Genomic DNA, 26,338 nt, shown 5'->3' with positions numbered 1-26,338 from the left:
TTAAGCCTCAGCAGATGTCAGTGAAATGAATTCTTTGGCATCTTGGACACACAAAGCGATTCCTTTTTCCCAGAACGCCTGTTGTGTTATATCTTCGCCCAAATGTTTCATCGCCAATTCTTCTGCGGACATTACTGCTGTATCCCGAAGCAAAGCCATATATTTTTCTTCGAAGCTGCTTCCTGCGTCTAGAGCTTTTGCATACACACTCAACGAGAATAAGTAGCCGAACGTATACGGGAAGTTATAAAATGGCACTTGAGTAATATAAAAATGAAGTTTAGATGCCCAGAAATGTGGATGTGTTGAAGCCAACCCTCCGGCAAACCCTTCTTCTTGAGCTTGTTCCATTAATTCATTTAAACGAGCTGCAGGCACGACCCCTTTTTTACGTTCTTCATAAAATCGTGTTTCAAAAAGAAAACGCGAATGGATATTCATAAAAAATGCGACACTCCGCTGAACTTTGTCTTCGAGTAATGCGATTTTTTCCTCTTTAGACTGAGCATTTTTCACAGCGGCATCTGCAACAATCATTTCAGCGAATGTAGAAGCTGTTTCTGCTACGTTCATTGCGTACGAACGATTTAGCGAATGAACAGGACGCAGTGCATAAGAATGGAACGCGTGACCAAGTTCATGTGCCAGTGTTGCCACATTGGACATAGATCCGCTGTAAGTCATGAAAATACGTGACTCTTCACTTAGTGGTAAGCCCGTACAAAATCCACCTGGTCGTTTGTTTGGGCGATCTTCCGCTTCAATCCAGCCTTTTTCAAACGCTTGTTTTGCAAAATACTCCAATTCCGGACCAAACTTACTGAATTGCTTTAAGATAAACTCTGCCCCTTCTTGGTAAGTAAATTGCTGCGTACTTTTAGTTACCGGTGCATCTACGTCATACCAATCCAAACTATCTTTGCCAAGCAATTCAGCTTTTTTAGCTAAGTACTCGACGAAAGGCTGTTTATTTTTGCTAATTGCTCCCCACATCGCATCCAGTGTTTCTTGCTTCATCCGGTTAATATGCAACGGCTCTTGCAATACATTTTCCCATCCACGCTTTTTGTAAATTTCGAGACGGAATCCACCAATAGAGTTTAAGGTTTTCGCAAAAAATTCTTCCTTTTCGGTCCAAGCTTCTTCTAGTTTTTCATAAGATTCTTGGCGAACAGCAGGATCTTTATGTGAACTTAAGTTATTTGCTTGCCCAACCGATAATGATTTTGTCTCTCCATCAACCGTTACCGTCACATTAATTTCGCCGACTAGCATATCGTATAGCTGACCCCAGCCGTGATATCCATCAATACTTAACGCTGTAATCACACTTTCCTCTTTTTCAGAAAGCAGTTGTTTGGCTTCTTCTCGCCATTCATTCAAAACAAATGTAAATTTACGTAGAAGATCTCCATTCAACAACTGTGTCCACACCGTATCTTCGGTCTTTGTTAAATCTTGTTGGATTTTCTGAAAAGAATGTTGAAAACGTGCCGAAAGCGAAGCAGCTTCACTTTCTAAAATTCCCGCTTTTTTATCTTGTGTATTCTGCGCCATCAGACAGCCGATAAAAGCACCTGATTGGCTTAAATGTCGCATCACTTCACTCATTTTTTCTAGCAAGTCAAATACGTTTTGGGCATCTTCTTTTACAGTCGGCACTTTAAAGTTTTGAACAAGCTTTTCAAATTCAGTAAGCATCGTTACTGCTTGGTTCATATGTAGCCGCAATTCTTGAGATTCACTGCCGCCTGAAAATAGCGTATCCAAATCCCATGTTTCCGGATAATTAACTGTCATGGTTATGCCCCCTGGTAAACTAAATTTTCTAAAAACACTTATTAGTATATCATTTTTTAATCCGATACTGGAATATTATTCCCTTCAAGTCTGCACCACTTCACCTTATCGACATTTTTAGGGATTTATTTGGAAAAGGTTAATTGTTGATTGAAACTGTGGCAGGTATACTTGAGTAAGGGAGGGATTTCGTATGATCCGTATTTTACTGATGACAATTGCATTCATTGCTGTAATTGTTATGAATACTTTGGCAAACACTTTGCCATTAAATGACCAAACTACAGGGGAAGTGTCTAATCGACTTTTGGTTCTGTTCACGCCTGCCGGTTACGTATTTTCAATTTGGAGCATCATCTATCTTTTGTTAGCTGTTTGGATCATCGCTTTCTGGGTACGCTTACGAAAGGGGCAGACCCCTTCATACACAACAACCTTGACGTTTACATTAAGTTGCGTGTTCAATATCAGTTGGCTGCTATTATGGCATTATGAGTTTTTTGCCACATCAATCGTTGCAATGCTTGGCTACTTAATCGCCTTGATCTTCCTTTACTTGCAATACGGAAATTCAGAAAAATCGTTTACCGAACGCCTGCCAATTTCGATTAATATGGGTTGGATCAGCGTAGCAACTATTGCCAATATTAGTTTCGTTTTAACTTATTATAATTGGAACGGATGGGGACTGAGTGATCAATTGTGGACAGTAATTATGCTGACCATTGCCACTGCACTCGCTTTGCATATTCGTTTTCATCATATGGACGTCCCTTATGCTTTGGTTTTTATATGGGCATTTATCGGCATTGCGATCAAACATGGGACTGGTGAAATGTTAGTAACAACTGCTTCTCTATTCCTGAGTGGCGTAATTTTGACAGGCATTTTGCTAATTAAAAAACGAACACCAACAAATTAAAAACCTGCAGACAATCTCGTGAAATCGAGTTGTCCGCAGGTTTTTTTAAGTTGGAAGAGTAAAAGCAATTAATTATTCAGCTTTGTAAGCAAAATCGGTTCACCTTTTGTCACAAGAACCGTATGCTCAATTTGTGCGACTAATGACTGGTCTGGCGTGATAAATGTCCAACCATCACCTGACTCAATAATATGTTCAGATTTCTGAGAAATAAAGGGCTCTACTGCTAGCACCATGCCCTCTTTTAATATCGTTGTTTCCCAAGCATCGTAATAATTTAAAATATGCTGAGGCGCTTCGTGAAGCGATTTACCAATGCCGTGTCCTGTCAAATTCTTGATAACGAACAAGCCTTGCTCTTTTGCCTCGCGTTCGACTGCTTTACCGATTTGGTTCAGTTTTGCACCAGCTTTAACTTTTGTCATTGCGCGATCAAAAGCAGAAGCGGCGGCTGCACAGATTTTTTCTTTTTCTGCATGCCCTTGTCCTACAACAAATGAAATTCCCGTATCGGAAAAATAGCCTTCATACGAACCAGAAACGTCAATATTCACAATGTCTCCGTCTTTTATTACACGGTTACCTGGAATGCCGTGAGCTACTTCTTCATTTACGCTGATGCATGTGTATCCTGGGAAATCATATTCTGATTTCGGCCCCGATACGCCACCAAGCTCTGTAAATAACTTGCCGCCCAATTCATCAATTTCTTTTGTCGTGACTCCAGCTTTCGTTGCCGCTTTCATGGCTTCACGAATTTCAGCCACCATTTGGCCAGCTTTTTTTAACATTTCAATATCTTTTTCATTAGTTGCGATCATTAAATACCCTTCTTTCAAGCTTTTCTATTCAAGAATTATACCACAAAATTAAAACAGAGGCTTCCGTCCTGTTCGAATCTCTTCCAGCAATAAATAGAAAAAAAGACTGTCCGAAGACAGCCTTTTACCATTAAGCTTCGGCGTTTACCAATTTTGGAGCAGCTGCGAAAAGTACTGAACAAACAAAGGCCGCAAGTAAAAATACCGGGATCATGTACGTGGCATTATATACAGCAGAGTAAATTATCACGTTGCCTTCAGCGAACATACCGAAGAACAGTATGCCGGTGACTACATGCACGAAATAGCGTAATACCGATGCAATGAGCACACCTGACACAATCGCGATCAGCATCTTTCCTGTCTGCTTCGCTGCTGCATGCTGCAAATATTTTGTACGCGTAACGCCCGCTAGTCCAACCACACCGTATGCTAATAGATAATCTAATAATACTTGCATAACGACGAAGCCAAATGACAAAGGTGTTACAGAGATAAAGCCAGAAACAATTTGTAATAAGCCGACCAAAAGGCCAGTTAAAACACCTGCTCCAACTCCTCTTCTAAAAGCGATTAAGACAATGGGAATCATGACTAAACTAACTGAACCACCTTGTGGCATCTTGAACGATATAAAATCTAAAACAAATCCAAGAGCTGCAAAAATTGCAATCTCCATCATTAACAATACTTTTTTATTTCTCATGACTTCCTCCTTATGTGTTGTGCACATCACCAGAAGGGCCGCGAATAAAACCATAATAAAAACGACGCCGGGACAGAGCCAGGCGTCGTTGTAAGGACCGGTTTCTATCCACATCCCTGCGCAAGTGTTAACTTACAGGTTCAAAGGGTAAGAACGGATGTTCACTCTCAGCAAAAGCTCCCCTTGTGGTGTATACAAATATTTAACTTTCACCTGTATTGTACACAAGCAGCTACTTTTTAGCAAGGCTGTTTTAAGATGCAGTCATAGGGTAAAGTAAAGACTAGAAATGAAAGGCGAAAGGTGGTGGAGGCAGCCGGTATTTTAGGCCTGCCAAGTAAATGATTGAACTATTAAAGGATTTAATCAAAATTCAAAGCGATACGAAAGAACGAGCGAACGAAGCTCTACAATTTTGTGCTGATTGGTTAAAAAATAAAGGTGAAGATGTCACTATTCATGATAACAATGGGTATTTGATGTTGACCGCAGCTAAAGGTCAAGGAACTGAAACAATTGTTTGGAACGGTCACGTAGATGTAGTGCCAGGTCACGAAGAACAATTTGTGCCGGTCGTAGAACAAGATCGTTTATACGGTCGAGGTTCTGCTGACATGAAAGCGGGTGTCGCCGCGATGATGCAAGCTTTCGTTGAACTAGATAGTCCGAATTTAACGCGTAATGTACAATTACATATTGTAACGGATGAAGAAACTGGTGGTCGAAACACATCTAAATGGCTAGTTGAACAAGGCTACCATGGAAACTTTGTTATTTGCGGAGAACCTACAGGATTAAAAGTCGGATTGCAATCGAAAGGTGTCTTACGCATGGACATCACATTTAAAGGGAAACCGGCTCATGGCAGCCGTCCATGGGAAGGCGTGAATGCCATTGAATCGGCTATGAAATTTCACCAAGCGATTTCCGATTTACCTTTCCGAAAAGAATCAACTGAATACTATGAACAGCCTTCTGTGAACTTACCTATTATTAAAGCAGGAGATCGCTATAATGTCGTTCCTGCAATTTGCGAAATGTCATATGAAATCCGTTATATGCCAGGGCAAGACAAAGATGAAATTGTTCGTCAGCTAGCTGGCGTAGCCGATACAGTAAATGTTGATATGGAATATAAAGCGTCTGGATCGACACCTGCTTTAACAACAACAAAAGAAAATCCTTATATTCAAAGTTTACAAAAAGCAATTCTTAAAACAACTGATCAAAAAGCAATTTTATTCGGTCAGCATGGTGCTGCTGATACGCGGTATTATGCTGCTGTAAACGGTGGCGAAGGTGCAATTGAATTTGGTCCAACTGGAGACGACTGGCATGGCAACGCTGAATATGTATTAATTTCAAGTGTTCATGCATATAAAAACATCTTGCTCGCTCATGTACAAAATCCCGAATAGGTTTGCTTCTGGTACATTTGGGGAAATAAATAATATCAAGCTCATGAATGGAGAGATTTAAATGGCTCTAGGAAGATTATTGAAATCCGCTATTAAATACGGACCTATCGCATATCCAATTATTCGAAAAGTATTAAACAAAAGAAAACAAGGCAAAACTACACAAACCACGACAACACAATCTACTACACGTGGGAAAAAACGCTAATAAAAAACGGTCCGGCAAAATATGCCGGGCCGTTTTTTATTGATGGAACTTACATTGCTGTCATCAACTATAAGGCAACATCTCTCTCAATGCTAAATAATTCGTCTGACTGCGATCTGATGGTCTTTCTGCTGTCTTTTCATCGTCACGACTCTCTAGACTCTCCGAACTATCTTGATCTTCTGTTTCCATAATTTCTTCAAAAGACAATGGATTTGGCGTTGGCAATTCGAAATCCTCTACGCTCCATGCCTCTTGGTATTCAGTGAAAAATGCATTTGCCATTGCTTGATAACCAGCCCGATTTGGATGAACATCAGCAGGATTCGGAATTTGGTTTATGGCATTTTCACCGAATGACTCATCTACTGAGACAAATACAGCTCCAGCTTTTTCAGCTGTCTCTTTCAAAATCTCATTTAGTCGATCAAGCTGTTTGCCCGTCCCATTTTTCTGGGTGTCACGGACATGTGGATAAGCAAAGTAATAACCCATTACATAAACAGCTGCATTCGGCGATTGATCAGCAAGTTCCGCTAAGATAGATTCCATATTTTTTCGTGCCTCATTAAGAGCAAAATCCACTTGACGTTGTTGAAAAGACAAAGAACCTTGTATTGGATCATTTTGTACTAAACGCAGCAAGTCATTTGCGCCTGCTGATACAGTAATAAGATTTGCAGATGCTAATAATTCTACTGCGTCATCTGTTTGGATGCTTTCTAACACATCAGTTGTTGTAAAACCTGGAAATGCTAAGTTTTTGGAATAGAATGTAACCGACTGATTGCGCATAAGTTCTTGTGAGATTAAATCTGTATAACCGTTGTCTATTTCTCGCATAGGTGTTTGACCCGCTGCTAAAGAATCACCAATTGCTACATAATTTATAGGGGCATTTATCATCGCTTTTGCCTGAACTGTTCCGCTAAAAAGAAGCAATCCAGCTAACGCTGAAATCCAGTACTTCTTCATTGCTATCACCTCTTAGAATGCCCAGTTTCCATTTCGGAAAATAGGCTCTTTTGAACCATCTGCCATAATACCGTCTATATCCATGCCGTCACTGCCAATCATAAAATCTTCATGGACAAGTGACGTGTTGAGTCCTATTGCAGCTAATTGTTTGCGCTCTAAATCACGTGCACCTTCATAACAAGTTGGATAAGAATCACCAATTGCTAAATGATTCGAGGCATTTTCATCAAACAGCGTATTATAAAATAGAATATTCGAATCCGAAATCGGTGAATGGTGCGGCACTAATGCGACTTCACCTAAATATGCCGCTCCTTCATCTGCATTGATCATTTCATTCAGAAGTTCTTGTCCTGTTTCTGCCTGAGCATCAACAATTTTTCCTTTTTCAAAAGTTAGGGTAAAGCCGTCAATCACATTGCCTTGATAAACTAAAGGCTTAGTATTACGAACGGTACCGTCTACTCCATGTTTTAAAGGCACGGTATAAACTTCTTCTGTCGGCATATTCGCAATAAACGGATTGCCTTGAGGTGTTTTTGACGCACCAGACATCCATATATGCTTGTCTGGAAGTTCAATCGTCAAATCTGTTCCAGGTGCACTATACTGCAATTTCACATAACGTTTATCGTTTAATTGTGCAGCACGCTTTTCTAAGAAAGCAATATGGTTTTTCCAAGCTTCCACGGCATTGCCTTCACCAATTCTTACTGTTTTAAAGATAGCCTGCCACAAAGCTTCCATTTGTTGATCTGCTGGCAATTCCGGAAAGACTTTCTGTGCCCATTTTGGCGATGGAATCGCTACAATCGACCAAGCGACTTTATCTGTTCCGACGGCTTGACGGTAACGTTCTAACGCTTTCCCGGCAGTTTTCTGCCAGTCTGCTAAACGTTTTGCTGGAATTCCTGTCAGTAAGTCAGGGTCTTCAGCATCAATCCATAGGAAACAACCTCCTGTATTAATTACTTCATCGCGCTGAACAACTGGCCATTGTGGAAACTCTTTAAATGCATCTTCTGGTGCTAATTCAAAATGCGTACGAGTAAGTACTGGATCTTCGTAATTAACTTGGACACGTTTTGCTCCTGCTTCGTATGCTTTTTTAACAACTAGTCGTGTAAATTCAAGTGTATCTGTCGTCGTGTTAATGACGACAAATTGTCCTTTTTGAACATTTAACCCTACATAGACCGTTAATTCGGCGTATTGTTCGAGCTTTTCCTGAAAGTTCATCGTTTATTCCCCTTTGCCGCAATGGTTTTACTTGAGCCTTCGATTAACTTCCCACCGTGGATAATTTTTTGAACAGGCTTCGAAGGTAATTCTTTTGTGAATTTTTTATAATGACGTTCATCAGCATATGCCAATAAAGTCAATACTTCCCCATCTGCTCCTGCTCTACCTGTTCTACCTGAACGATGCAAATATTGTTCAATCGTTTGCGGAACATCTACATGGACAACATGCGTTACTAAGTCAATATCTAATCCACGAGCTGCCACTTCTGTCGCGATTAACACAGCTACTTCCCCTTTACGGAAAGCATCTAATGCTTTTTTACGCTCGTCTTTTTTCATTTCAGAATGCAATGTGACAATTTTGGCATCACGGAATTTCAATTTGTTTTCTTTCATTAGCAATTGATCTAAATTATTAACAAATGCCAATGCTTTCATACCTGGAATATGCGAAATGCTACGCAACAATTCCGTTTTATCACGCTCATCTACTTTGATAAATGAATGCGTCACTTCACCGAACATCGGTAAATCTTCTGCCGTAACTTTAAGCCGTGTCGGATGTTGCATTAAACGTTCGGCTACGAGTTCAATTTCTTCGGTGATCGTCGCTGATACAAGAACCAATTGGCGATCGTGTTGCGTTTTTTCGATCAAGTCTTTCATAATGTTCCGATGCTCACGCGCCATTAACTGGTCGCCTTCATCCAATACCAACATGCGAATTTCATGCATTTTGAGTTTCTTCGTTTTCACCAATTCGTTTAATCGTCCTGGTGTACCGACTACGATTGTTGGTTTTTTCTTAAGCTTTTCTAATTGGCGTTGCATGTTTGCTCCGCCAATCAATTGTGTCACGGTTATAGCGGTTCCTTCTGTCCACTCACGTAAAACATTGACGATTTGCATCGATAATTCTTGTGACGGTGCTACAATCATTGCTTGAATTGCTGGTTTTTCAGGATTCACTCGTTCTAAAATCGGCAAGACGTATGCCAAAGTTTTGCCCGAACCCGTCGGAGATTCTGCTACGATATCATTGCCTGCTAACATTTCTGGAATCATCTGATCTTGAATCGGCATTGTCGCTTCAAATCCAGCTTTTTCCCATTTTTCTTGCCATATTGGACTTAGTTCTTTTATAAAAGTCATTTGCGATTCCACCTTTTTTTCAATGCTTTAAGTGTACCATATTTGCGGTTTCACCGTCTTTTCCGAACCAAAATCAAGTGGAACATTTCCCTACTTATCAGCTTGACTATGTTCTAGATAAATCTCCACTTATAAATAAAAACCAGCCTGAATTCAGACTGGTTCTATTCATTATTCAGTTACTTCTCTTCTGCTATAAACAATTTCTTTTTCTGCTTCAGTTACTGGTCTAACTGGTTTTTTTATAAAGAACGCAAGAACTAAAGAAACAAGCGCAATAAATGTTGAAACGAAAAATGAAAAGTTAATGCCATCAAGCATTGCTAAATTTTTTATATCTTCTGGTGCTATTCCATTTGCCGCTAAGTCTTGCGCTGTAGCTGACGTTCGCGTGTTCATGATGGTTATTAAAAACGCAGAACCAACAGCCCCTGCTACTTGCTGTAATGTATTATTTATGGCAGTTCCATGTGGGTACGCTTTAATTGGCAATGTATTTAAGCCGTTTGTCATGACAGGCATCATGACCATAGAGATTCCGAACATCCGCAATGTATATATCAACATAATACTAACATAACTCGTATCTAGGTTTAATTGACTGAACATATAAGTTGTGATGACAACAATGGCCAGCCCCGGAATCGCTAATACTTTTGCACCGAAGCGGTCAAACAAACGACCGGTTACAGGAGACATGAAGCCCATGATCAATGCTCCAGGTAACATAAGTAGTCCAGAGTCAATCGGCGAAATCCCTTTTATGGTCTGAACATAAATTGGCATTAAAATCATGGCCGAGAACATCGACATGGATAAGGCAATTGATATCGCAGAAGACAATGCGAACATTGGGTATTTATAAATTCGAATTTCCAGTAATGGTTCGTCCAATTTTAATTGGCGAAGTCCAAATACGACTAGTGATACGACACCGATAAGAATTGTTACTATTACAGTCGTGCTATCCCAGCCTAATGTTCCAGCTGAGCTAAACCCGTATAACACGCCACCAAATCCTAAACTTGAAAGAATGAGTGACGCTTTATCAAGCGAGATGTTTCTGTCTTGGAACGTTAAGTTTTTCAATTTAAAAATTCCTAATAAGAGTGGAACTAATGCAATCGGTAAAACAATCCAAAACAGAACACGCCACGAATAATGTTCGACGATAAACCCAGAAAGTGTAGGACCGATTGCGGGTGCAACAACCATAACTAATCCGAAAACACCCATGGCAGATCCTCGCTTTTCAACAGGAAACGCAGCTAGCATAACATTCATCAATAATGGCATCATCAATGCCGCACCAGACGCTTGAATCATTCTGCCGATTAATAATATGCTAAATACAGGCGCAATTGCCGCAAATAACGTACCTAACACAAATAAAGACATTGCTATGATAAAAATCGAGCGGTTAGAATACCGTTGTATAAAAAAAGCACTTGCCGGTATCAAAATTCCGTTGACCAACATATAGCCAGTTACAAGCCACTGTGCCGTTGAGGCTTCAATATTTAGATCAAGCATTATTTCAGGGAGCGCAATATTCAACAAGGTCTGATTAAAAATCGCTACAAATGCTCCAGTAAATAAAATGGCGATAATGCCATAAGGGGTTCTTTTCTGTTCTGTCATTTTCTTGTTTCCTCCGTAAATGATATACATTTTCTATTTCTTCATTTGATTATTCTATACCGGTTGTATAAAATTTTCAAGTTTTTAGTTTAAATAAATAAAAAACGTTGATATAAAAGGATTTTAAAGTTATTATTAAATAAACTAACGGTATAAAGGTGAGGTATATGAATCCTAAAAAACAACAAATATTAACCGCTGCTTATGAACTTTTTATCAATAGAGGCTATAATCCAACTTCTATCCAAGACATACTAGACGAAGCCGGAGTTTCTAAAGGAACTTTTTATAACTATTTCGGTTCTAAATCTGAATGTCTGATGGCGATCATGGAATCCATTGGCAGCGAAATTCGTCAGCAACGATTAGCGGCGGCTGTTGGGTTGCCTGCGAATGACCCTGAAGTTTTAGCACAACAATTGTATATCCGCATTAAACTCAACCTTGAAAAAAATCTCTTTGCTCTTTACGAAAGTATCTTCTATTCACAAGATCCCGAACTCAAAGCCTTTTCCGTTAAACAATACACACTGGAGATGGAGTGGATTTCTTCACGGATTATTGATGTTTTCGGCAAAGAAGCTGCTCCTTATGCTTTAGAAAATGCCGCTTTTGTTCACGGTTACGTTCAACAATTGATTCACTTATGGCGTCTTTCTTCTACAGAAGAATTACCCGCAGAAAACCTGTCTGCTTTTGTTATTCGTCGCTTGCAAGCAACCGTTACTCTTCAAATAGCAGCGAAAGACAGCTTTCTCAAGAATTTAAAATTACCTTCAACAACATTAGCTGATGCTATTAGTGTTGAAGAGCTTTCTACGAGGTTTCAAGCTTATACAGAGAAGATAAAACATTATCCAAAGACACAACAATTGGTTTATTTTTTATCAACAGAAATCGTCGCAGAAAAACCTAGAAAACCATTGATTGAAAGTGTTTTGACTACGTTAGCAAATGACAAGATGATTGAATCTGAATTATCCATTCTGGTTGAACAATTGTGGAAACATGTCGCAACTATGAAATGAAATAAAAAACGAAGCCGGTTTATTGGCTTCGTTTTTTATATTTGGAAACAAATCGCTCAAATGGTTTTTGGTTTACGACGTCTTTTTACTTTTTGTCCGAATGCGTAAGTATATTCAATCAACATGGGTTCAATAAATGCTTGCCCCCAAAATGTGATACCAAAAGGTTTACCTGTTTGACCATAACCAAATGGTACCGATTGCCACTCGTCATTTCTTGTTGCATTTCGGCAATAGTCATTCATCCAATCGCGCCTCGCGATAATTCTCCAATTTTTCATCATGAATCGCTATTCCCATTATGCTTATAATCAGCCATTGAAAAAAGCCGAGCTTAGCCGGCTTGGTCTGTTTCTGTATAAGTTTTCATTAATTCATAAAGTGAAGTTTCATATAATTGTCTGCCATTAATTTTAAAAACATTTTGGTCGACTAACCCTTGAATGATAGTTTCACGTTTATCAGTGAATTTTGACTCGGGTATTTGTTCCATGTTCATCGTTCTCTCCTTCTAAAAGTATTCTATTGTCTTTACCCTTTTAGTAATTCTTTTAAAACCTAACCAATAAATAAACTCTACAAACTTTTTTTAACAATTGGAACTATACTCATTTACTTCTATTTGACAGGTACTTGCCGAGTGAATAGTGGTAATAACCTGCCTCTCCATAGATATATAACTTCAAGTAAGATACAATTTTAACTAAGAATAATTACCTACTAAACACAAGGGGGGCTTATACATGAAAGTTTCGACTCAAATAGACATTAATAGCACAAAAGAAAAAGTATGGAGCGCTATTACCGATATTGAAAACTCAGCCAATGTCATCAGTGGGATTATCAATATTGAAATTTTGCATCCAGTTGAAGGTGACCTTGTTGGATTAAAGTGGAGAGAAACTCGGAAAATGTTTGGAAAAGAAGCACAAGAAGTGATGTGGATCACTCATAGCGAGAAGTACCATTATTATCAAACACGAGCTGAAAGTCACGGTGCCATTTATGTGTCTCGTTTAAATATCACTGAAAAAAGTAATGATATTGTCACTCTTGAAATGTCTTTTGAAGGTGAATCTATAAATTTAATGGCTAAAGTTATAAGCGGTATTTTCAGTATTTTTATGAAGAAATCAATGAAAAAAGCACTCGAAGTAGATCTTGAAGATATAAAAAAATATTGCGAAGCGAATTAACACTTCTAATAAATAAAAAAAAGTTGTCTACTTGGAGTAGACAACTTTTTTGTTTCCCTATGTGATTAAACCAACTCTAACCATGCCACTGCTTCACAATGAGTCGACTGTGGGAACATATCGACAGGCTGTACTTCTTTCGTACGATAACCACCGTCTTCGAGTATGCGTAAATCGCGTGCAAGTGTTGCCGGATTACACGAAACGTAAACAACTCGTGTTGGACGTTGTTTCAGTATTGTGTGTAACAGCTGCTCATCACAGCCTTTACGCGGTGGGTCTACAACTAAGACGTCTGCTTTCTTACCTTCTTTATACCAGCGCGGAATCACTTGTTCAGCAGGCCCTGCTTCAAATAATGTATTTGTTAAACCATTTAGTTCCGCGTTGCGTTTAGCGTCTTCAATTGCTTGCGGCACAATTTCAACACCCATGACAAATTTAGCTCGTTGCGCAAGGAATAATGAAATGGTACCAATGCCGCAATACGCATCAATTACAGTTTCTTCACCTGTTAGCTGAGCATACGCAAGCGCTTGTCCGTACAGAACTTCTGTTTGTACAGGATTAATTTGATAAAACGAGCGTGCTGAAATTTCAAAACGAACATCCCCAATTCGATCTTCAATCACATCTTTGCCCCAAAGTGTCAAGGTTTCGTTACCAAAAATAACGTTGGTCTTTTCAGGATTAATGTTTTGGACAATCGATGTCACTTCCGGAACAGTTGATTGAATCAATTCAATGGCACGTTGTGCTTGAGGAAATTTCTTTTTCTTCGTCACTAACACGACCATAATTTCTCCCGTCGCTCGTGCTTTACGAACAACAACATGACGAAGCATGCCACGATGTGTTGCTTCTTCGTAAGGTTCAATGCCCATGTCGATCAAGTTCTTTTTCAACGCGACCATAATCGCATCTGCTTCAGGCGTTTGAATTAAACACGTATCGGTGTCTGCGATATCATGCGAACGTGGCTGATAAAATCCAGCAACCACTTTGCCATTTTGAGTACCAAAAGGAATTTGAGATTTATTACGGTAACGCCACGGATCTTCCATTCCTTTAACAGGATGCACAGGTACATCTGGTAACTTGCCAATACGTGTAATGGCATCGCGCACCAATTTCTGTTTAAAGGTCATTTGCCCTTCGTAGGACAAGTGCTGAATCTGACAGCCTCCACATGTATCAAACACTGGACAAGGAGCTGTAACACGAAAAGGAGAAGCTTTTTGTATTTCAATAAGCTTTGCAAAGCCATATGATTTTAACGTTTTTAACACATGAACCACAACATCTTCTCCAGGTAATGCGCCTGGTACAAATAGTGGGTATCCATCAACTTTTGCTACGCCCGCTCCGTCGTGCGTCAAATCTTCAACATGAACCGTGATTCGGTCATTTTTATTTACTGGTTTCAAAACGCTCACTCCATTTCACATCTACCTATCATACAACAAAAAAACGCGGCAGGCAAAAGCCTGCACGCGTCGTTACTCCCGGTCCTTTGTAATCGGACCGTCTTTTAACGAAAACCAAAATCCAAAAACAATCGCTCCTATTAACACCAGAAAAGGTGCATAAAATATCATGAAATCTTGCATGAATAGTGCCTCCTTTATGCGTGATAATCCGATTTGCCTTCGACATAATCCTTATCAAACAAGAATAGACGGAACAATAAATATAGCGATGGCAATAACAGGAACAAACCTGCAATAAAAGCAATGATCAATGCAATTGCCATGGCCTCATTTGTAAAGCTATCGTAAATCGTTAAATACGGATAAAGCAAATATGGATAATGTGAAGCTCCATACGCGAAGAATGCCGTGAAGAACTGCCCCACCAATAAAATGAAAGCCCAGCCGTAATGACGTTTTTTCCAAATTAGATAAACCGTTCCAGCAAATAATAAGAACGATACAGCGAACACCCACCACAAATCAAGAATACGCGTATAATGTTCCGGATTATGACCACGCAATTCGTATATAATACCGGCTGCTGTAACCATTGCTGGCGCTGCCCAAACAAGCGCATATTTACGCATTAAATCAGTTGCTTTAGCATCTCCAGCTTTTGAAGAATACCACGTTAAAAATACTGCTGAAATATAAAGCACCGCTGTTAAACTCAATACGACAATACTCCACATTAACGGACTTGAGAACAATGCCCAGTAATCTAAATAAGGTTGCCCATTGTCTAATTGGATAAAACCGCCTTCAGACATTGCCAACACAGGGGACAACGCAGCCGGAAGCAATAATCCTGACAAACCATACATATATATATAGCCTCGATGATTGATTTTAGCTCCGTAAGTCGCAAACGCGTAATAGGAACCGCGAATCGCCAACAGAATTAACGCAATACTTGCCGGCACTAATAAAGTTGTTCCGTAGTAAAAAGCGGTCTGCGGGAAAAACCCGATGACTCCGACAAAGAAGAACACAAAAAACACATTGGTCACTTCCCAGACCGGCGACAAGTATCGCTGGATTACTCCAGTTAGAATATGTTGTTTGCCAACAAAAGAACTATAGGCATTAAAGAAACCAGCGCCAAAATCAATTGACGCCACTATGACATACAGAAACAGAAACAACCACAGTACAGAAATTCCGATAATTTCTAAAGTCATTTCTTGTCACCGCCTTTGCTATTTTCTCTTTCTGCTAATTCTATTTCAACTGGGTTGCGTTTGTACATTCTCGTCAAGACAACAGCAGTACCAATACCTAAAATTAGATACAAGCCTGCAAACAAGATAATCATTAAATCAACTTGACCACTTGTTGTCGCTGCTTGATCGACTGTCATGTATCCTCGTAGCACCCAAGGCTGGCGTCCTACTTCTGTAAACCACCATCCTGCTTCAATTGCGATAAGCGCTAATGGCCCTCCGGCAATGAGTAGCCACTGGAACCATTTCGCGCGAATAAACGTCCAATTGCGCCATACTGCTACAACATACACAAAGGAGAAGAACGCTAACCACATACCAATCATCACCATCGTATCGAAAAGATAATGAATCCATAATGGTGGCCTTTCGTCTTCTGGGAATTCATTAAGCCCCTTCACTTCTGTAAATGGATTGCTATGGGCTAGAATACTTAACGCATACGGAATTTTAATAGCATATTTCGCTTCTTCTCCGTCTAGAATCCCAAAAAGAATCAAACCTGCCTCTTCTTCTGTTTCAAAATGCCATTCTGCAGCTGCCAATTTTTCGGGTTGGTATTCAGCCAAATACTTACCAGAAAAGTCACCAATTAATGCTGTCGCAATAGCGAATACAAGTCCTAGTTTCATTGTTAAGAACAATGCTTTTTTATGGTAAATATGATTCGACCCACGCAACAACCGAACCGCTGCGATAGAGGCCAACACAAAAGCACTAGTCATAAATGCCGTAGCCATTACGTGCGCTACTTTTGTGGGTACAGCTGGACTAAACATTGCCAGCAAAGGACTAATATTAACCATTTCGCCATCTAGTATTTCAAATCCTTGTGGCTGGTTCATAAAAGCATTGACGATTGTAATAAATACCGACGATGCTGCTGCACCAAGTGCAACCGGAATAAGGAATAAGAAATGCTTTCGCTGATCTTCAAAACGGTCCCACGTGTAAAGATAAATTCCTAGAAAAATAGCTTCAAAGAAAAATGCGAAAACTTCCATAAACAATGGCAATGCAATTACGTTCCCTGCCAATTGCATGAAATTCGGCCATAATAGTGACAGCTGCAAACCAATAGCGGTTCCTGTTACAACTCCTACTGCGACGGTTATGACAAACCCTCTCGCCCAGCGACGGGCCATCAAAATATAATGTTCATCTTGTTTCTTAATCCCTACCCATTGAGCAATCATAATCATCAGCGGGACCCCTACGCCTATCGTAGCGTAAAGGATGTGGAACGATAAAGTTAAAAGCGTTAGAATACGACTCAGAAAAGCTGGATCTTGAAATTCCACTCTACTCGTCTCCTTTTATAAATACTAGATTCATAGTTTCTATAGTCCTATTGTACATCAAACCGACTTTCCAAAACGCTTCCCAAGCCTTGCTTTCAGAGCAAACTTTGAATAAGCTGTGACAAACATAAAACGAAAAGAATTGAAATTTTTCTCAATTTTTAGTATTCTAAATATAACAAATAAAAAAGGGTGATGCATCATGAGAACAAAACGGAAAGTATTTGCGTACATCACAAGAGGCGATGAAGAAAATCGCGAGTTGCTTGTATTTGAATACAAAGGGGAACCAGAAGTTGGCTTACAAGTACCAGGTGGTACCATTGAAGACGGTGAACTGCTAATCGACGCACTATATAGAGAAGTTAAGGAAGAAACGGGTTTACCACGCGAGGTACTTGACTTTGTAGGGAAAATTCATAAGTACACATATTACCCTGATTATCAGGATAAAGCGTACGAACGTAACATTTTTCAATTTGAATACACGGGTGAACCTGTTGAACAATTTGAACATGTGATCAAAAGTCATGGTCGCGATAACGGCATGACGTTATTGTTCCGCTGGGAATCACTCAATAACTTACCGCAACTTGCTGCAGAACAAGATAAAGCAATCGAGTTGCTTTAAGCACAAAAAAAGTTGGAACCCAGAGAAAATAAAGGGTTCCAACTTTTTGTTTGCGTTTTTTTATTTACGGTCTTTTTCATTTAACGAATCTATTGGAACGTATATTTCAATATGATTAGCCAAGTTTTTAAATGTAGCTGGTAACACCCCGCCATATTCACCGTCTAAATTCAACAGTACCCGCTCTTCTGTTGTTACTTTAATTTCACTTGCCTTGGCATAAATTACGTGAGGGTCTGACAAGTGCTCACCACGTAACGCTAAAGAAGCAACGCGAATAAATTCAGCCATGTTCAGCTCTTTTAAAATTAACAACGTAAACTTCCCATCATTAATACTGGCATCTGGCGCAAGTTTTTCAAAGCCACCCACAGAATTGGTTAAGCCGATTAAAAACATCATCGCACTATCATCAAAAACTTGTCCATCGTATTCAATGCGTACACGTGAAGAACGAATCGAAGGCAACATTTCAATTCCTTTTAAGTAATAAGCCATTTGACCAAGGACCGTTTTCAATTTACTCGGTACTTCATAAGTTAACTCTGTGAGTCTGCCACCTCCTGCAATATTGATAAAATAACGATCGTCATTCATTAACCCAATATCTACAGGAATAGAATCTCCTTTAAGAATAATATCTACAGCTTTTGTAATGTCTCGCGGAATATGAACCGCGCGGGCAAAATCATTAGTAGTTCCCATTGGAATCAGTCCGACTTTTGGACGATTCTCAAACTTAGCAATTCCTGAAACAACTTCATTTAATGTCCCGTCTCCACCAACAGCTATTACTAAATCGAAATTCCGCTCTACTGCATGAGCAGCCGCTTGAATAGCATCCCCTTCAGAAGTAGTTGCGTGGCAGGAAGTTTCATACCCCGCTCTCTCCATTTTCTCTAAAACTTCTGGCAAGTGCTTGCGAAATAACTCGCGACCAGAAGTGGGATTGTAAATTATACGTGCACGTTTCATAGGATTCAGCCTTTCTGGACTTTCTGTAAAAATGAACACAACACATGTCTTTAATCAAATACTTTTAGATTTTGTGGTAACTTGATCATTCTCTTGACGTTAAGGCTGTTTGGAATACTTGACGTAATTCTTCATACACTACATGCCAAAAATCATCGTTATATACAAAACCATCTAAAATTTCACCAGTTACCGTTTTCACATGCAATTTGTATTGCGGATCTTCTTTTTCAGGAAGAACTGATTTCTTCTTATCTACAAACTCCTGCACTTTTGGAGCTCTTGGTCCCCACTCACCAAGAACATCTCCATTTTCAGAGAGCACAATGTATTTCGGAATTAATCGTTCACCGTTCGTTAAGTAACGATCCATCAATTCCAAATTATCATCACGATATATGCAATGTACATCCAGATCAGCTGCATCAGCAATTTTCCGCAAAATTGCATTGCTCATCATTGCATCACCGCTCCAGTCTTCTGTGATTACTAATACGTGTGGCTTTTTATCTTTTAGTAAAGCCAGGAATTCCGGATCTTTCGGTAGCTCAAACTTTTCATAGATGCTATAAGATTTATGTTGATTCGATTCCATTTGAGCCATATAGCTTTCCAAACTAATGCCTTTTTCAAAGTATTGCTGCTCCGTCATCATACCATCACGCCTCCCTTTCCCTACTTTGCCACTAAGTTAAGTTCCTTCTTAAAAGCAGAAATTACCTCACTTAAAATTAGTTGTATAGGTACAGTCACTGATTATTAAAGCACATTCTATTGGCCTAAATTCGTCTTTAATACCAGTTTACTGTTATGTGGCAAAGTGTTCAAGGCTGAGATGCAGAAATGGCCTTTACAGCAACCTCTATATCCATAAAAGACAACGCTCTATACTCACTTAAAAGACGATATAAACTCTAATTTAGTTCCATTAATTAACTAATAAACTCAACTAACTAAAACTACTCGACGCTATTACATCCACTCACCAGCACCGCCGCGTTCACGGGCTAAGCGATGCGAGAAGACAGGCGCTCCTCCCCTGGCTTCTTGCGGGAGCTATGCCCAAAGCGGTCGGTGCGATTACTCATCACTTTCTCTACAATCCATAAAAAAAGATGGCCCATAACGGACCACCCTTTCACACTATTTTACTGTATATTATCGTTTTGCAATTTCTTCAAGAAGAATTTTATTAAGCAATGGCGGATTTGCCTGCCCTTTTGTTTGCTTCATAATTTGCCCAACAAGGAAACCAATCGCGCGATCTTTACCGTTTTTAAAGTCTTCAATCGATTGTGGATTATTATCAAGAGCTGCTGTGACAAATTCACGCAATGTGTTTTCATCAGAAATCTGAACAAGTCCTTTAGCTTTGACGATATCGTTTGCGTCGCCGCCTTTTTCGATCAATTCTTTAAAGACTTTCTTCGCGATTTTAGACGAAATCGTACCATCTGAAATCAATTTGATCATACCAGTCAAACCTTCAGGAGTTAATGCTGTATCTGAAAGTTCTTTTTGCTCAGCATTTAAATAAGCTGAAACTTCTCCCATCAACCAGTTAGAAGCAAGTTTAGCATCAGCACCACCAGCAACCGTTGCTTCGAAGAAATCAGAAATTGGTTTTGCCAAAGTTAGAACCATCGCGTCATAAGAAGACAAGCCAAGCTCTGATACGTAACGAGCTTTTCTTGCATCCGGCAATTCTGGAATTTCAGAACGGACACGCTCAAGCCAAGCATCATCAATCACAATGTCGACTAAATCTGGCTCTGGGAAGTAACGGTAATCGTCAGATCCTTCTTTAATACGCATCAACAATGTTTTACCTGTTGATTCGTCATAACGACGTGTTTCTTGCTCGATGATGCCACCTGACAATAACACTTGCTCTTGACGAACTTGTTCGTGCTCAATGCCTTTACGAACAAAGTTGAAAGAATTCAAGTTTTTCAATTCGGTCTTTGTACCGAATTGTTCTTGACCAAACGGACGAAGCGAAATGTTCGCGTCACAACGCAATGATCCTTCTTCCATACGGACATCAGAAACGCCTGTGTATTGGATAATTGCTTTGATTTTTTCAAGGTAAGCGTAAGCTTCATCAGCTGTACGAATATCTGGTTCAGACACGATTTCGATTAACGGTGTTCCTTGGCGGTTAAAGTCGACCAATGAATGACCATTTCCTGTATGCGTCAATTTCCCAGCATCTTCTTCCATATGAAGACGCGTTATTCCGATGCGTTTTTTCTCACCTTTTACTTCGATTTCAATCCAACCATGTTCACCGATTGGCTGATCAAATTGCGAAATTTGATAAGCTTTCGGGTTATCCGGATAGAAGTAGTTTTTACGGTCAAATTTCGTGTGGCGCGTAATTTCACAGTTTAATGCAAGTGCTGCTCTCATTGCCCAGTCCACAGCAGTTTTATTTACTACTGGCAATACGCCTGGATAGCCAAGGTCGATGACATTTGTATTGGTATTTGGTTCCGCACCAAAATGAGCCGGTGCTGGAGAGAACATTTTCGATTCTGTTTTTAATTCTACGTGGACTTCAAGTCCAATGATTGTTTCAAAATTCATTGTGCTGCTCCCTCCCATGTTTGAGGAGTTTTTTTATGGAAATCTGTTGCTTGTTCATATACATCTGCAACACGATAAACGGTTTCTTCGTCGAAGTGTTTACCGATAATTTGCAAGCCTAATGGTAGACCATTTTCAAATCCACAAGGTATTGAAATGGCTGGTACACCTGCTAAGTTTACTGGAATTGTTAAAATATCGTTTGCATACATTGTTAATGGATCGTCAATGATTTCACCAATTTTAAATGCTGGTGTTGGCGTTGTTGGACCAACGATGACATCATATTTTTCAAATGCATCATCAAAGTCTTTTTTGATCAATGTACGAACTTTTTGTGCTTTTTTGTAGTAAGCATCGTAATAACCTGAGCTTAGTGCATACGTTCCCAGCATGATGCGGCGTTTTACTTCATCACCAAATCCTTCAGAGCGCGTATTCATGTAAAACTCAAGAAGACTTCCTGCTTTTTCTGTGCGGTAGCCATAACGAATGCCATCGAAACGTGACAGGTTAGATGAAGCTTCAGAAGAAGCAAGAATGTAATAAGTTGCTAATGCGTATTTTGAATGAGGCAGTGAAATTTCTTCACAAATTGCGCCTCGTTCTTCAAGCACTTTCAAAGCATCAAGAACAGCTTGTTTTGCTGCTTCGCCAACACCTTCAGCAAAATATTCTTTTGGAACACCGATGCGCATGCCTGTAATATCACCCGTCAATGCTGCTGTAAAATCTGGGACTTCCACATTTGCAGACGTTGAATCTTTGTCGTCATATCCAGAAATCGCATTTAATAACAATGCATTGTCTTTTACTGTTCTTGTAATTGGACCAATTTGATCTAATGAAGAAGCATAAGCGATCAACCCAAAACGAGAAACTCGTCCGTAAGTTGGCTTCATCCCCACAACACCACAAAAAGCAGCAGGCTGACGAATCGAACCACCCGTATCTGAACCTAGTGAAAATGGAACTTCTCCAGCTGCAACTGCAGCAGCAGAGCCACCAGAAGAGCCACCTGGAACAGTTTCAAGATTCCATGGATTTTTCGTTTTTTTGTAATACGAGTTTTCGTTAGAAGAACCCATTGCGAATTCATCCATGTTCAATTTACCGACGGTTACCATTCCAGCTTCTCTCAACTTATCCACAACAGTTGCATTATAGATGGGATTAAATCCTTCTAAAATACGACTAGAAGCCGTTGTTTCTAGTCCTTCTGTTACGATATTGTCTTTTACTCCGATTGGTAAACCAAATAATGGTCCTCGTTCAGCAAAAGGCACTTGATCCATTTCTGCTGCAAGTTTTGTGGCACGTTCTTTGTTCAACGCAAGAAATGCATCTACTTTTGGCTCAAGCGCTTCAATTCGTTCGAATGCTTTTTCAGTCATTTCCGCAATTGTCGTTTCTTTTGTATGTATCATTTCCTGCAATTGTGCAGCTGTTTTTTCTACAAATGACATGTTTGGTTCCTCCTTCCGACTACTCTAAAATTGTTGGGACTTTTACTTGTCCGCCTTCATGTTCTTTTACGTTTTTCATAACCAAGTCACGATCTAATCCAGGGATAGATTTATCTTCGCGCAATACGTTGACCATCTGCAATACATGCGTCGTTGGTTCAACATTTTCTGTATCTAGTTCACTTAACAATTCCATTGCATTCGTAATTGCTTCTAATTGATCTGCAAAATGTTCTGCTTCTTCATCTGTAATTGCGAGTCTCGCCAAATGTGCGACTTCAATTACTTCTTCTTTCGTCATTTTCGCCATTTCTTTACACCTCCGGATTCAGTAAACATACGCTATATCATACCATTTTTCTAAAAAAATGAATAGGGACAGCCGTATGGCTATCCCTATTTTCAATGGAGATTATTCATAAATGTGAACAAAGGGTTCCGTTTCTCCTGCTTTTTTCAAAATTAACGCTTCGGGACCATTACTTGAAGTGACGCTAACTTCTATTAACACATTTTCAGGAAAATGCTCCATTACTAGACCTGTCACATATTGCGTAAAACCAATCACTTCTGATACTCCATAAAATTGAATCGGAATCTCTACTTTCAACTCTTTTAATTCATTTTCTTGATAAAAGCCGACGCCGATAACACTGGTGTAATTTGAAAAATAAACTTCAACATCTTGCTTGAAATTACGGAATGCAGTATCAATATCTCGATAACTATCATTGCTACCGGACGTTGGGAATAAAACATAATCTTCATTTATCGGGTTCCAGCTAGCAACGCTTTTTTTCCCACCGGGTGCGGCACCTGATGAAAAATAAGTGCTCGGAATCATCGAACTACCTGCATTTTGTTTAAAAAGCCCTACCACTATTGGCACATCAGCTAATCCTTCTTTTTCACGCAAACGTTTAACGATTTCATCAGCTATGCGTTTTCCTTCTTTTTCTAGTTGCGCTTGAGGTATTTCTTCTTCGTAGGAAATGCCGTTTTCACTACCAGAGTAAGATGAATTGAGTGCAAGACCGATTGAAATACCACCAAGACGGATTGTATCTTCATTAGTTTTCACTAAATAATTTTGTTCAATAACATGTGCCAATATTTCTGCAGGAGGACGTTCTCCCGCCTCTTTTTGTTCTGCTGTACGTTTATCCGGAAGATTCAATCCGGCTGGATTGTCTTCACTCTTACGTCGTAGCCACGAAGTTACATCTTCATCAGTAATTTTTTGGCCTTCTTGAAAATAATAATCATCCGGTGAAAATTGCTTTTGCGACAAGCGCAACAAGCCATTTTCTGTTTCAGCAATATCGTAACGAGAGTTTAGACGATTGACGATTTTCCCTCTAGTAGCACTTGCTTTATATGGCAGAAGCGTACGGTAAAACTGATCATCCAATTGCATGCTCGGGATGATTGCCGTTTCTACTTCTTCTTTTTCATTTATTACTTCTGTTTTCTCATCTGTTTTCGAAGGAACACATCCCGATAACAGCAACAAACTGATTGGAATCCACCATATGCGTTTCATGTTAAAATCCCCTTATTTGTTCAATTCCTCAACGAGACGTTGTTCGTCCCAAATTTCCACTTTGAGCTCACGTGCTTTATCGAGTTTAGAGCCTGCTTCTTCACCGGCAATTAGCAAATCCGTTTTCTTGCTGACACTGCCTGTCAATTTGCCACCAAGCGCTTCAATTTGAGCGCTAGCTTCTTGACGAGTCATTTGTTCGAGTTTACCTGTTAAAACAATTTTCTTGCCTGCAAAAGCGTTTGCGCCTTCTTCCACGCGGACTCGTGTACCCGTATACGATAAATTGACGTTTGCTTCGCGTAAACGTTCCACTAATGCACGAACTTCTTCGTTATCAAAATACATAACGATAGAATCCGCCATTTTGTCGCCAATTTCATGTACTTCAATCAATTCTTCTTTTGTAGCAGTGATTAATTGTTCTAGTGTTCCAAAATGCTCGGATAATATCCGTGCGCCTCTTTCACCCACGTGACGAAGACCAAGACCAAATAACAATTTTTCCATTGAGTTTTTTCGAGAATTATCAATAGCTGCTACAAGATTTGAAGCAGATTTATCGCCCATTCGCTCTAATTCCAATAATTGCTCTTTTGTTAACTTGTAAATATCCGAAATATCTTTGATCAAGCCTTCTCGATACAATTGCTCAATTACCTTTTCACCAAGACCATCAATATTCATTGCATTGCGTGACACAAAGTGAATTAGGCCTTCTGTAATCTGTGCAGGACATTGCGGATTCACACAACGAAGAGCCACTTCTCCTTCGATTCGGACCAACTCGCTGTCACACGCAGGACAATGGGTGGGCATATAAAAAGGCAGTTCTTCTCCAGTTCGTTGGTCAAGAATGACAGATACGACTTCTGGAATAATATCTCCTGCTTTTCGAATAATAACTTTGTCACCGATCCGAATATCTTTTTCCTTGATCAGGTCTTCATTATGCAAAGAAGCTCGTTGCACCGTAGTCCCTGCAACCGAAACAGGGTCTAATATCGCAGTTGGTGTTACAACGCCTGTTCGGCCAACACTCAATTCAATATTCCGTACAGTGGTCATTACTTCTTCTGCTGGGAATTTATAAGCTGTTGCCCATTTTGGACTTTTCGCTGTAAACCCAAGTTCTTGCTGGTACAAAAACTGATTGACTTTAATGACGATGCCGTCAATTTCATACGGCAAGTCGTTTCGCTGTTCAGTCCATTTTTCGATATATGCCAATACTTCTTCAACCGTCGTGCATACTTGGCGTTCTTGGTTTGTTTTAAAACCAAGTTTTGCCAGGTAATCAAGCGACTCATTATGGTTTGATAAATTATACGTTTCTCCGTCGCCACCAATTCCGTAGATAAAAACATCTAAATTTCGGCTAGCCGAAATTTTCGGATCTAATTGACGCAATGATCCTGCAGCTGCATTTCGCGGGTTGGCGAACAGTTCTTCACCTTGCTCACCGCGCTGTTTGTTTAACGCATGAAATGATTTTTTTGGCATAAATACTTCACCGCGTACTTCAAGGGTGACTGCGTCTTTTAGTTTTAAAGGGATTGTATGAATCGTTCGAAGGTTGACCGTAATATCTTCTCCAACACGCCCGTCTCCGCGCGTTGCGCCTTTGACGAATTTCCCGTCCTCGTATAGCAGTGACACGGCAAGCCCGTCGATTTTCAGTTCACAAACATATTCAATTTTGTCACCTGCACCGCTCCGCACACGTTTATCGAACTCGCGCAAATCCTCTTCGCCAAAAACATTTGATAAACTGAGCATGGGACGTTCGTGAGTAACTTTATCGACAGATGAAATTGGTGTTCCACCCACACGTTGAGTGGGGGAATCTGGAAAAACCAAATCAGGGTAAAGCGTTTCTAAGTCGATTAATTCATTGAGCAATTGATCGTATATCGCATCCGGAACAGCCGGCTTATCAAGTACGTAATAAGCGTGACCATAATTCCGGAGCATATCATTTAATTCATTTACACGTAGTTCCGCTTTCATGCGATCCATCTAGT

26 protein-coding genes and 1 riboswitch are annotated in these 26,338 nt (G+C 39.8%); of the genes, 6 read left to right on the top strand and 20 right to left on the bottom strand.

The features are described from left to right. Positions 1 to 1,800, bottom strand: a complete 1,800-nt coding sequence (locus MLE13_RS14080) for a M3 family oligoendopeptidase (protein WP_240750314.1) — start codon at positions 1,798 to 1,800, stop codon at positions 1 to 3. Between the two features lie 193 nt (positions 1,801 to 1,993). On the opposite strand from MLE13_RS14080, the gene MLE13_RS14075 reads away from it, so the two are divergent. After that, positions 1,994 to 2,722, top strand: a complete 729-nt coding sequence (locus MLE13_RS14075) for a tryptophan-rich sensory protein (protein ID WP_240750313.1) — start codon at positions 1,994 to 1,996, stop codon at positions 2,720 to 2,722. Between the two features lie 68 nt (positions 2,723 to 2,790). On the opposite strand, the gene map is transcribed toward MLE13_RS14075, so the two are convergent. Then, positions 2,791 to 3,543 carry a type I methionyl aminopeptidase gene (gene map / locus MLE13_RS14070; protein WP_240750312.1) on the bottom strand — a complete coding sequence of 251 codons (753 nt, stop codon included), beginning with the start codon at positions 3,541 to 3,543 and terminating at the stop codon, positions 2,791 to 2,793. A 130-nt stretch (positions 3,544 to 3,673) separates the two neighbouring features. Further along, positions 3,674 to 4,249 (bottom strand): energy-coupled thiamine transporter ThiT, encoded by a 576-nt coding sequence (gene thiT, locus MLE13_RS14065; RefSeq protein ID WP_240750311.1) that lies wholly within the window; start codon positions 4,247 to 4,249, stop codon positions 3,674 to 3,676. A gap of 96 nt (positions 4,250 to 4,345) precedes the next feature. Continuing rightward, positions 4,346 to 4,443, bottom strand: a riboswitch (TPP riboswitch). 147 nt (positions 4,444 to 4,590) lie between these two features. Here thiT and MLE13_RS14060 point away from each other — a divergent pair. Both MLE13_RS14060 and MLE13_RS14055 read left to right on the top strand, forming a co-directional pair. After that, positions 4,591 to 5,667 carry a M20 family metallopeptidase gene (locus MLE13_RS14060; RefSeq protein ID WP_240750310.1) on the top strand — a complete coding sequence of 359 codons (1,077 nt, stop codon included), beginning with the start codon at positions 4,591 to 4,593 and terminating at the stop codon, positions 5,665 to 5,667. 61 nt (positions 5,668 to 5,728) lie between these two features. Next, a complete protein-coding gene (locus tag MLE13_RS14055; protein ID WP_240750309.1) occupies positions 5,729 to 5,875 on the top strand; it encodes a hypothetical protein in 147 nt (48 codons plus the stop codon). Positions 5,876 to 5,938: 63 nt separating this feature from the next. Here the strand turns inward: MLE13_RS14055 and MLE13_RS14050 are convergent, their stop codons facing one another. The 4 genes from MLE13_RS14050 to MLE13_RS14035 all read right to left on the bottom strand — a co-directional run bounded on the left by MLE13_RS14050 (position 5,939) and on the right by MLE13_RS14035 (position 10,890). Beyond that, on the bottom strand, positions 5,939 to 6,850 hold the full coding sequence (locus MLE13_RS14050) for an SGNH/GDSL hydrolase family protein (protein WP_240750308.1): 912 nt from the start codon (positions 6,848 to 6,850) through the stop codon (positions 5,939 to 5,941). A 12-nt stretch (positions 6,851 to 6,862) separates the two neighbouring features. Continuing rightward, the gene (locus MLE13_RS14045; RefSeq protein ID WP_240750307.1) at positions 6,863 to 8,092 is read right to left on the bottom strand and encodes an aminopeptidase; all 1,230 of its coding nucleotides are present in this window, start codon (positions 8,090 to 8,092) and stop codon (positions 6,863 to 6,865) included. Then, positions 8,089 to 9,249, bottom strand: coding sequence for a DEAD/DEAH box helicase (locus MLE13_RS14040; protein WP_240750306.1), 1,161 nt, complete (start codon positions 9,247 to 9,249; stop codon positions 8,089 to 8,091). Before MLE13_RS14040 ends, MLE13_RS14045 begins: the two co-directional genes overlap by 4 nt. Positions 9,250 to 9,420: 171 nt before the next feature. Next, positions 9,421 to 10,890 carry an MDR family MFS transporter gene (locus MLE13_RS14035; RefSeq protein ID WP_240750305.1) on the bottom strand — a complete coding sequence of 490 codons (1,470 nt, stop codon included), beginning with the start codon at positions 10,888 to 10,890 and terminating at the stop codon, positions 9,421 to 9,423. Between the two features lie 167 nt (positions 10,891 to 11,057). Here MLE13_RS14035 and MLE13_RS14030 point away from each other — a divergent pair, with 167 nt between their 5' ends. After that, entirely contained in the window at positions 11,058 to 11,918 is an 861-nt protein-coding gene (locus MLE13_RS14030; protein WP_240750304.1) for a TetR/AcrR family transcriptional regulator, read from the top strand. A 56-nt stretch (positions 11,919 to 11,974) separates the two neighbouring features. Here MLE13_RS14030 and MLE13_RS14025 read toward each other — a convergent pair whose 3' ends face one another. Beyond that, on the bottom strand, positions 11,975 to 12,202 hold the full coding sequence (locus tag MLE13_RS14025; protein ID WP_240750303.1) for a hypothetical protein: 228 nt from the start codon (positions 12,200 to 12,202) through the stop codon (positions 11,975 to 11,977). A gap of 50 nt (positions 12,203 to 12,252) precedes the next feature. Continuing rightward, the gene (locus tag MLE13_RS14020; RefSeq protein WP_240750302.1) at positions 12,253 to 12,417 is read right to left on the bottom strand and encodes a Fur-regulated basic protein FbpA; all 165 of its coding nucleotides are present in this window, start codon (positions 12,415 to 12,417) and stop codon (positions 12,253 to 12,255) included. Positions 12,418 to 12,661: 244 nt separating this feature from the next. Here MLE13_RS14020 and MLE13_RS14015 point away from each other — a divergent pair, with 244 nt between their 5' ends. Continuing rightward, the gene (locus MLE13_RS14015) at positions 12,662 to 13,114 is read left to right on the top strand and encodes an SRPBCC family protein (protein WP_240750301.1); all 453 of its coding nucleotides are present in this window, start codon (positions 12,662 to 12,664) and stop codon (positions 13,112 to 13,114) included. A gap of 65 nt (positions 13,115 to 13,179) precedes the next feature. Here MLE13_RS14015 and rlmD read toward each other — a convergent pair whose 3' ends face one another. From rlmD to MLE13_RS14000, 4 genes are all read right to left on the bottom strand, one after another. Then, positions 13,180 to 14,541, bottom strand: a complete 1,362-nt coding sequence (rlmD, locus tag MLE13_RS14010; RefSeq protein WP_240750300.1) for a 23S rRNA (uracil(1939)-C(5))-methyltransferase RlmD — start codon at positions 14,539 to 14,541, stop codon at positions 13,180 to 13,182. Positions 14,542 to 14,613: 72 nt separating this feature from the next. Then, positions 14,614 to 14,724 (bottom strand): cytochrome bd oxidase small subunit CydS, encoded by a 111-nt coding sequence (gene cydS / locus MLE13_RS18090; RefSeq protein ID WP_430905219.1) that lies wholly within the window; start codon positions 14,722 to 14,724, stop codon positions 14,614 to 14,616. A 14-nt stretch (positions 14,725 to 14,738) separates the two neighbouring features. Beyond that, positions 14,739 to 15,767 (bottom strand): cytochrome d ubiquinol oxidase subunit II, encoded by a 1,029-nt coding sequence (locus tag MLE13_RS14005; RefSeq protein ID WP_008496102.1) that lies wholly within the window; start codon positions 15,765 to 15,767, stop codon positions 14,739 to 14,741. Continuing rightward, positions 15,764 to 17,110 carry a cytochrome ubiquinol oxidase subunit I gene (locus MLE13_RS14000; protein WP_240750299.1) on the bottom strand — a complete coding sequence of 449 codons (1,347 nt, stop codon included), beginning with the start codon at positions 17,108 to 17,110 and terminating at the stop codon, positions 15,764 to 15,766. The genes MLE13_RS14005 and MLE13_RS14000 overlap by 4 nt, the downstream gene beginning before the upstream one ends. A 202-nt stretch (positions 17,111 to 17,312) precedes the next feature. Here MLE13_RS14000 and MLE13_RS13995 point away from each other — a divergent pair, with 202 nt between their 5' ends. Then, positions 17,313 to 17,741, top strand: coding sequence for an NUDIX hydrolase (locus MLE13_RS13995; RefSeq protein WP_008431148.1), 429 nt, complete (start codon positions 17,313 to 17,315; stop codon positions 17,739 to 17,741). 60 nt (positions 17,742 to 17,801) lie between these two features. On the opposite strand, the gene MLE13_RS13990 is transcribed toward MLE13_RS13995, so the two are convergent. From MLE13_RS13990 to ligA, 7 genes are all read right to left on the bottom strand, one after another. Next, positions 17,802 to 18,716, bottom strand: a complete 915-nt coding sequence (locus MLE13_RS13990; protein ID WP_240750298.1) for a diacylglycerol kinase — start codon at positions 18,714 to 18,716, stop codon at positions 17,802 to 17,804. 85 nt (positions 18,717 to 18,801) lie between these two features. After that, positions 18,802 to 19,371: a thioredoxin family protein gene (locus MLE13_RS13985; RefSeq protein WP_240750297.1), complete on the bottom strand. Its 570-nt coding sequence runs from the start codon at positions 19,369 to 19,371 to the stop codon at positions 18,802 to 18,804. Between the two features lie 503 nt (positions 19,372 to 19,874). Next, a complete protein-coding gene (gene gatB / locus MLE13_RS13980) occupies positions 19,875 to 21,305 on the bottom strand; it encodes an Asp-tRNA(Asn)/Glu-tRNA(Gln) amidotransferase subunit GatB (RefSeq protein WP_240750296.1) in 1,431 nt (476 codons plus the stop codon). Then, complete coding sequence (gene gatA, locus MLE13_RS13975) at positions 21,302 to 22,771, bottom strand: Asp-tRNA(Asn)/Glu-tRNA(Gln) amidotransferase subunit GatA (RefSeq protein WP_240750295.1); 1,470 nt, start codon at positions 22,769 to 22,771, stop codon at positions 21,302 to 21,304. Before gatA ends, gatB begins: the two co-directional genes overlap by 4 nt. 19 nt (positions 22,772 to 22,790) lie before the next feature. Further along, complete coding sequence (gatC, locus tag MLE13_RS13970; RefSeq protein WP_058386046.1) at positions 22,791 to 23,081, bottom strand: Asp-tRNA(Asn)/Glu-tRNA(Gln) amidotransferase subunit GatC; 291 nt, start codon at positions 23,079 to 23,081, stop codon at positions 22,791 to 22,793. 102 nt (positions 23,082 to 23,183) lie between these two features. Then, complete coding sequence (locus tag MLE13_RS13965) at positions 23,184 to 24,314, bottom strand: CamS family sex pheromone protein (protein WP_240750294.1); 1,131 nt, start codon at positions 24,312 to 24,314, stop codon at positions 23,184 to 23,186. A 12-nt stretch (positions 24,315 to 24,326) separates the two neighbouring features. Then, the gene (ligA, locus tag MLE13_RS13960) at positions 24,327 to 26,333 is read right to left on the bottom strand and encodes an NAD-dependent DNA ligase LigA (RefSeq protein WP_240750293.1); all 2,007 of its coding nucleotides are present in this window, start codon (positions 26,331 to 26,333) and stop codon (positions 24,327 to 24,329) included. Between the last annotated feature and the right edge of the window lie 5 nt (positions 26,334 to 26,338).

The sequence above is a fragment of the Planococcus halocryophilus genome (genome assembly GCF_022489025.1).
In the GTDB taxonomy this organism is placed as follows: domain Bacteria; phylum Bacillota; class Bacilli; order Bacillales_A; family Planococcaceae; genus Planococcus; species Planococcus halocryophilus_A.
Note: the sequence above shows the minus strand (reverse complement) of the source record. Positions and strands in the feature narration are given on the sequence as shown.